A 3,982-nucleotide genomic window follows, 5' to 3' on the forward strand; every position below is an offset into this window, starting at 1 on the left:
ATTTTTCTTTTGTTTTTCTTAAAAATCATAAATTTTCTTTTGAGATGATTTGATTTTTTTAGAATTATAAAGGATATTTAAACAGGATTATAAAGAAGTTTTTTACCATCTTATGTTAACTTTGATAAATAATTTTATTCAAGGTTACTTTTTCTATTTTTTTTTGTACCTTTCGAGCGTTTTAAAGAGGTATAAAATTCTTTAAACGATGTTAAAATTTTGAGGAAATTTTCTTTATTAAAAAAATTATTGCTATGGAATCGACATCAAACACATTTTCGACTTTCTTATCCGACTTAAAAGATGTAAAAACGTCTGTTTATTTGCAGGGGTCTCCAATTGTATTTAATACTTTGATACTTAGGCAAGAACTTAATTCTTGTCATAGTTTTGAGTTTACACAGGATTTTTTAGGTAAAGAGGATTTAATTTCTCGCGTTCCCCCTCAATCGCTTACGAATTATGTAGGCGAACGTATTCATATCTTGTTTGAGCACGCGTCTAATAGATATGAGTTTGTTGGTTTTATTACAGAGGTGGTTAGTAATGTTTGGGAAACTGCAAGAGACAAGCCGAATGTGAATTCTCTTTGCTATAAAGGCAAAGGAGCTGTTTGTTTACTTGATGGAGCTGCCTCAATGCATTCTTTTACGGATAGTACTCTTTTGGATATTGTAGAGAATTTGACGAATGATTATTCACAACATTTCGCTACACATTGTGTTCCAAAATTTGAAGGGATTCTTCCCTTTGCAATGCAGTATAAGGAAAGTGTATTCGGATTTTTAAATCGTTTGTCTTCGATTTATAACGAATTATTTTTCTACGATGGAAAGACTTTAGTCTTTGGAGAGCCACCTTCGGGCAATCAGCAGAAGCTTACTTTTGATGAGGATATCATCAGTTTTCGTACATCGACCCAGACTGTTGCACATCGTTTTTCACATTATGATTATTTTGCGGAGCAAGATACATATTTGCTATCTCAAGAAGCGACAATTCCTAAGCGTCAAAATACGATATTTACTCCGCTTTTGGAACGTCATAAGGGTTTATATTCGGATAATTCGATGCATATATCGCCTGCAGCGACGAGTACATCGGGCGAATTGGATAGTGTTCTGCAAGGACATTGTGTGGGTACTTTAGGCAGGATGCATATTATAGAGGGTAAGACGAAGACTTCCCGAGTTAAGATAGGAGGTTTGATACGGGTTCACTTTTCGGAGCATTATAATTTGGGAAGGGAGATAGGGGTATATCGAGTGATATTTTTGGAACATCAAGTAGCCAGAGATGGAGGGTATGTTAATCATTTTATGGCTGTTCCCGAAGGCTTGGAGTTTTGTTTGTTTACTCCGCAAACGGTGGCTTACCCCGAGGTGGCGAGGGTTGTGGATAACGATGATCCTGATGGACGGGGTCGAGTGCGAGTTCAATTTTATTGGCAAGAACAAAAAGGTTTGAAGACGAATTGGCTCAGGGTGCAGAGTATTGATGGGGGTTTGTTATCGGATAGTAGCTGTAATCGAGGAGTAGTATTTATACCGGAATTAGGCGATCAGGTAATGGTAAGTTTTGAGCAGGGTGATCCTCATCGTCCTTATGTGAGTGGCAGTATGTTTCACGGCAAAAATGCTTCGGGGGTTTCAAATAATGTAAGGAGTATTACTACGAAAAGTGGTAGCACAATTACGTTTGATGATACAAAAGATGCCGAAAAAATCACTATCAAGGATAGAGACGGAAGTGTAATTACTTTTGATACGGAACAAAAATCTCTGTTAGTACAATCAGTAGAAACGATGGAATTTTCAGCAAAAAACATAAAGTTAAATGCTGAAGAAAATGTGGAGATTACCACACAGAAGGATGTATTTATCAATTCAAAATCAAAAACAGTTCTTAATTCGGAATCGGATATGGAACTGTTAAGTAAAACGAGTGTTCGTTTGCAGTCAGAAGAGGAAATGACATTAAAAAGTAACGATACTTTGAGGGTTGAGGCTCAAAATAAAGCCACTTTGAGAGCAGATACTACTATTGTGGAAGGTAAAACACAAGCTGAATTCAATGGAGCCCAAACTAAAGTTACAGGTAAAAGCTTAGCTGAGATAACAGCAAACATTGTGAAAATTAACTAATTAAAAATACAGAAAAATGCCAGGACAAGCAGCTACACAAGGGAGTATGCACGTTTGCCCAATGACCACGGGGACTACACCTCACGTAGGAGGACCTGTAAGCAAAGGGGCAAGCAGTGTGCTTATTGGAGGAAAGCCCGCCACTACTGTAGGAGAAACTTGCATATGTGCTACAGGCGGACCTGATATTATTGTGCAAGGAGTTAATAGTGTGTTGATAGAGGGAAAGCCTGCGGCAACTGTAGGTGATATGACCGCCCACGGAGGTACAATCGTAAGTGGAGAGGCTACGGTTTTGATAGGTACGGGAGGAAGCTCACCTATGGAAATAGAAGCTATCGAAGCACTTGCTTTTACGGAAGTAACTTTCGAAAAAAAAGAGGAAATAAATAACTTACCATTTTTTGATTTAAATATTTAAAAATGATTTTTTATGAAAGTTAGTTATCCGGCAGAAAAGAACACGAGCTTACAAAACGGATTTTATCCTATTGGATATTATCACTGTTGGCACGGAGGAATACATATCGAAGGGGTAGAAAACAAAACACCCATAAAAGCTATTGCGGACGGAAAAATCATAGCTTTTCGATACAACCAAGAACTTAAGAAAGTGAAAGGTAAGGGAGGGAAAGAGTTTTTTTTCTCAAACAATTTTGTGGTTATACGTCACGATTATGAAAGTAGTGGGAAGAAAAAAATGACTTTTTACAGTTTGTACCAGCATTTGAGTTTTGGTTCACAACAACAAAAGGAGGAAAGTAAACCCAAAGAGCAAAATAAGGAAAACATATATACCGTAAAAATAAAAGTATTTAAACAAGAAAGCGGTGTGTTTTCGTCAGATGGCAAATCGTTTATACCTTTGTACTCACAAGTGCAAATACAAAGCAAAGATGAAGTTCAAGGTATTTATCAGGTAGCTTTTGAAGGAAAAAATGTTCAAATTCCGCAAGAAAAGAACCAAACAAAAACATTGAACGAATCGGGGAGGATTGTTTTCTGGGGTGATAAGAGAGGCGATAGAGGACTTCTTTTGTATTCGCAGGCGAGAAGCAATACTCCCACAAAAGGAGTTATCAAAGATGGAGAAAAAGTAACCATCTTGGATAAAACCGAAGTTCAAGGGAAGGACAAAAAACATACTTGGTATAAAGTCGGATACCAAGGTAAGGAAGGATTTATCTTAGAGGAACATTTGGCTACAAAACCTTCTGAGAGTAAAGAAGCTCAGAAAAACGATACGGGGAAAACTGCTACAGAACCTAATTTATTACCTAAATTTCTGAAAAGTTATAGTCCGAAAGACGAAGTGGTAACTTGTGATATTGACGTAAAAGCGGGTGAGCTTATTGGTTGGGTAGGCAAGCAAGGATTGTTTAATAATCCGAATTATGTAGCGACTCATATTGAGGTGTTTACTCCCGATGATGGTAAAGAATTCATCGAAAATAAGCAAAAACAGGGAGATAATGAAAAATTTTATTTTGAGCTTAAAAAAGGCACAGAATTAAAGTCTTATCTAAAGCTTAATTTTGTATCGCCCCCATACCATAAGGGTACTCGCGTAAAGGTTATTTCTAAAACTGCCACTTACACGAAGGTGCAACCCATAGAGGAAGTGTTTATCAAAGAAGTCCATCGTTGGACAGCTTTTGACGATATTGTTGATGGGAAAGCCATAGAAAAAAGATGGTTATCACCCGAAAAACGAAAAACATTTTGGATTGAAAATGAATATGTTGAACTGGCAAAAGGTAAGAAAGAGTACGTTTTTACATCCTCTCTGTCTCATATTTACCTGACCGACCCCGAGAGGGAAACCCAAACCCGAAGTA

The 3,982-nt window shown here is 37.2% G+C and carries 3 protein-coding genes; all 3 read left to right on the plus strand.

Features of this window, described 5'->3' with window-relative positions; all coding sequences use genetic code 11:
• Positions 1-254: 254 nt before the first annotated feature.
• Positions 255-2,144 carry a phage baseplate assembly protein V gene (locus GN105_RS12720; RefSeq protein WP_155285762.1) on the plus strand — a complete coding sequence of 630 codons (1,890 nt, stop codon included), beginning with the start codon at positions 255-257 and terminating at the stop codon, positions 2,142-2,144.
• A 16-nt stretch (positions 2,145-2,160) separates the two neighbouring features.
• The gene (locus GN105_RS12725; RefSeq protein ID WP_155285763.1) at positions 2,161-2,565 is read left to right on the plus strand and encodes a PAAR domain-containing protein; all 405 of its coding nucleotides are present in this window, start codon (positions 2,161-2,163) and stop codon (positions 2,563-2,565) included.
• Positions 2,566-2,577: 12 nt separating this feature from the next.
• Positions 2,578-3,982, plus strand: a 1,405-nt coding sequence (locus tag GN105_RS12730; RefSeq protein WP_155285764.1) for an SH3 domain-containing protein, incomplete at its 3' end; no start/stop codon positions are given.

Source organism: Capnocytophaga felis (assembly GCF_009684755.1).
GTDB lineage: Bacteria > Bacteroidota > Bacteroidia > Flavobacteriales > Flavobacteriaceae > Capnocytophaga > Capnocytophaga felis.